Raw genomic sequence first — 3,139 nt, 5'->3', positions numbered from 1 at the left:
CATCGACGGCACCGTGGTGATCGGCGAGGGCGAGCGCGACGAGGCGCCGATGCTCTACATCGGCGAGAAGGTCGGCACCGGGAAGGGGCCGAAGATCGACATCGCGCTCGATCCGCTGGAGGGCACGACGATCACCGCCAAGGGCGGGCCGAACGCGCTTGCCGTCATCGCCATGGCGGAGGAGGGCGGCTTCCTCAACGCCCCCGACGTCTACATGGACAAGATCGCCGTCGGCGGCGGCCTGCCGGAGGGCGTCGTCGACATCGACAACAGCCCGGCCGAGAACCTGAAGGAACTGGCCAAGGCGAAGAAGAGCGAGGTCGGCGACCTCGTCGTCTGCATCCTCGACCGGCCGCGCCACGCCGAACTGATCGCCAAGGTCCGCGAGGCCGGCGCCCGCATCATGCTGATCTCCGACGGCGACGTCAGCGGCGTCATCGCGACCGCGCAGCCGGACAGCGGCGTCGACATCTACATCGGCTCCGGCGGGGCGCCGGAGGGCGTGCTGGCCGCGGCCGCGCTGCGCAGCATCGGCGGCCAGATGCAGGGCCGGCTGCTGTTCCGCAACGACGACGAGCGCGGCCGCGCCAAGCGGATGGGCATCACCGACTTCAACCGCAAGTACGGCCTCTACGACCTCGCCAAGGGCGACGTCATGTTCGCCGCGACCGGCGTCACCAGCGGTGCGATGCTGCGCGGCGTCCGCCGCTTCGGCGGCGGCGCCATCACCCATTCGCTGGTGATGCGCTCGAAGACCGGAACGGTCCGCTACATCGAGGCGCACCACAACTTCGAGATCAAGCCGATGGAGTTCTGAGGCGGCCATGGACGGTTCCGTCGCGGCGGCGGGCCCGGCCGCACCGACGGTGCTGGGGGTCGAGCGATCCTTCACCGGGCGGCGCTGGCGCTCGCGGCTGGCCGACGACCGGCCGGCCTATGCGCTGGCCGACCGGCTCGGCCTGCCCGAACTGGTGGCCCGCGTCCTGACGGCGCGCGGCGTCGGGCCCGACGAGGCGCCGCGCTTCCTCGCCCCGACGCTCCGCGACCTGCTGCCCGACCCGAGCCACCTCAAGGGCATGGACGCGGCGGCCGAGCGGCTGGCGCGGGCGGTGCGGGGTGGCGAGGGGATCGCCATCTTCGGCGACTACGACGTCGACGGGGCGACCTCGAGCGCGCTCCTCCTGCGTTTCCTGCGTCAGGCGGGGGCGCGCGCCATCGCCTACATCCCCGACCGCATGACCGAGGGCTACGGCCCGAACGCGCCGGCGCTGCTGCGGCTCCGCGCCGACGGCGCGGCCGTGGTGGTGACGGTCGACTGCGGGACGACGGCGTTCGAGCCGCTGGCGGCAGCGCGCGCGGCCGGCCTCGACGTCGTCGTCGTCGATCATCATGTCGCCGAGCCGGCGCTGCCGGAGGCGGTCGCGATCGTCAACCCCAACCGGCTCGACCAGGAGACGGCGCACCGCAGCCTGGCGGCCGTCGGCGTCTCGTTCCTGCTCGCGGTCGCCGTCAATCGCGCGCTGCGCGACGCCGGCTGGTGGAACGGCGGCCGGCCGGAGCCCGACCTGCTGGCGCTCCTCGACCTGGTCGCGCTCGGCACCGTGTGCGACGTGATGCCCCTGACCGGTCTCAACCGGGCGCTGGTGGCGCAGGGCCTGAAGGTGATGGCGCGGCGCGGCAACCCGGGGCTGGCGGCGCTGGCCGACGTGGCGCGGCTGGACCAGCGGCCGCAGGCCTTCCATCTCGGCTATGTGCTCGGCCCCAGGGTCAATGCCGGCGGCCGCGTCGGCCGAGCCGATCTCGGCATGCGCCTGCTCTCGACCGACGACCCGGCGGAGGCGGCGGCGATCGCGGCCGAGCTCGAGCGCTTCAACGAGGACCGGCGCCGGATCGAGGCCGAGGTGCTGGCCGCGGCCATCGCCGCCGTCGAGGCGACGGCGCTGCCGCCGGTGCTGGCGGTGGGCGGCGAGGGCTGGCACCCGGGGGTGATCGGCATCGTCGCCAGCCGCCTCAAGGAGCGGTTCGACCGGCCGGCGATGGTCTTCGCCGTCGACGGCGACATGGCCAAGGGGTCGGGCCGGTCCGTGCCGGGCTTCGACCTCGGCGCGGCGGTGATCGCCGCGCGGCAGGCGGGCATCCTGGCGCTCGGCGGCGGCCATGCGATGGCCGCCGGATTCTCGCTGGCGGCCGCGCGGATCGCCGAGTTCGGGGCGTTCCTCGGCGAGCGCTTCGCGGCCTGCGGCATCGCCGCCGGCCGGGTGCCGGAGCTCGGGATCGACGGCAGCATGGCACTGTCCGGGCTCGACGTCGCGCTGGTGGCGCGGCTGGAGGGGCTGGGGCCGTTCGGGGCCGGGATGTCGGAGCCGCGCTTCGCGCTCGGCCATCTGCGCGTCGTGCGCGCCGATCCCGCGGGCCAGAGCCATGTCCGCTGTATCCTGGCGGCGGCGTCGGGCGAGCGGGTGAAGGGGATCGCCTTCCGGGCGATGGAGAGCGAGCTGGGGCCGGCCCTGATGGCGGCGCGCGGGCGCACCGTTCACGTCGCCGGGCGGGTCTCGATCGATTCGTGGAACGGCGGCGACACCGTCCAGGTGCGCATCGACGACGCCGCGCCGGCCGCCTGATCGGCCGCCGGCGCGGTCGCCGGATCCTTGGTCACTGTCCGTCGGTCCGGGTGCCTCAGCGTTCCCAGAACCCCTTGTCCAGTTCCCGCCGCAGTTCGGCCCGCGTCAGGCCGACATCGGCCAGCATGCGGTCGTCGAGATGGGCGAGGATGCGCCGTTCGGTCGCGCGCTCCTGCCAGTCGGCGAGGCGGGCGATGACGGCGCCGGCGATCGCCTTGAGGGTGAGCGTCCCGCCGTGGGCGCGGACGGCGTCGTGGTGCATCGAGAGCGTGCGCATCGTGATCTCCTGGGTTCCAGCGTGGTCGATGCCGATGGGTCGCCGGCACTGCGCCGCAGGTTCGCTTCCAGGAGGTTTCAGTTGTTTCAACATCGTACCGCGCTTCGCCGCTTGATTTCGCAGCGCCGGCCCGGTAGGGGAGTGCGTCCCGCGGCGAGACCCGACGTCCCCATCGTCTAGAGGCCTAGGACACCGCCCTTTCACGGCGGTAACAGGGGTTCGAATCCCCTTGGGGACGCCA

General features: G+C 73.5%; 3 protein-coding genes and 1 tRNA gene. 3 read left to right on the top strand and 1 reads right to left on the bottom strand.

Translation table 11 applies throughout. The features are described from left to right. Both glpX and recJ read left to right on the top strand, forming a co-directional pair. A partial coding sequence (gene glpX, locus ACE3Q3_RS23650; RefSeq protein ID WP_374450206.1) for a class II fructose-bisphosphatase occupies positions 1-817 on the top strand: 817 nt, incomplete at its 5' end. A gap of 7 nt (positions 818-824) precedes the next feature. Then, positions 825-2,621: a single-stranded-DNA-specific exonuclease RecJ gene (gene recJ, locus ACE3Q3_RS23645; protein WP_374450204.1), complete on the top strand. Its 1,797-nt coding sequence runs from the start codon at positions 825-827 to the stop codon at positions 2,619-2,621. A gap of 55 nt (positions 2,622-2,676) precedes the next feature. Here recJ and ACE3Q3_RS23640 read toward each other — a convergent pair whose 3' ends face one another. Continuing rightward, a complete protein-coding gene (locus ACE3Q3_RS23640; RefSeq protein WP_374450202.1) occupies positions 2,677-2,898 on the bottom strand; it encodes a DUF1127 domain-containing protein in 222 nt (73 codons plus the stop codon). Between the two features lie 165 nt (positions 2,899-3,063). On the opposite strand from ACE3Q3_RS23640, the gene ACE3Q3_RS23635 reads away from it, so the two are divergent. After that, positions 3,064-3,139: transfer RNA gene (locus tag ACE3Q3_RS23635), tRNA-Glu, on the top strand.

This window comes from Allostella sp., from assembly GCF_041913585.1.
Lineage (GTDB): Bacteria > Pseudomonadota > Alphaproteobacteria > ATCC43930 > Allostellaceae > Allostella.
The sequence above is the reverse complement of the archived record's forward strand: the minus strand, read 5'-3'. Positions and strand labels throughout refer to the sequence as shown.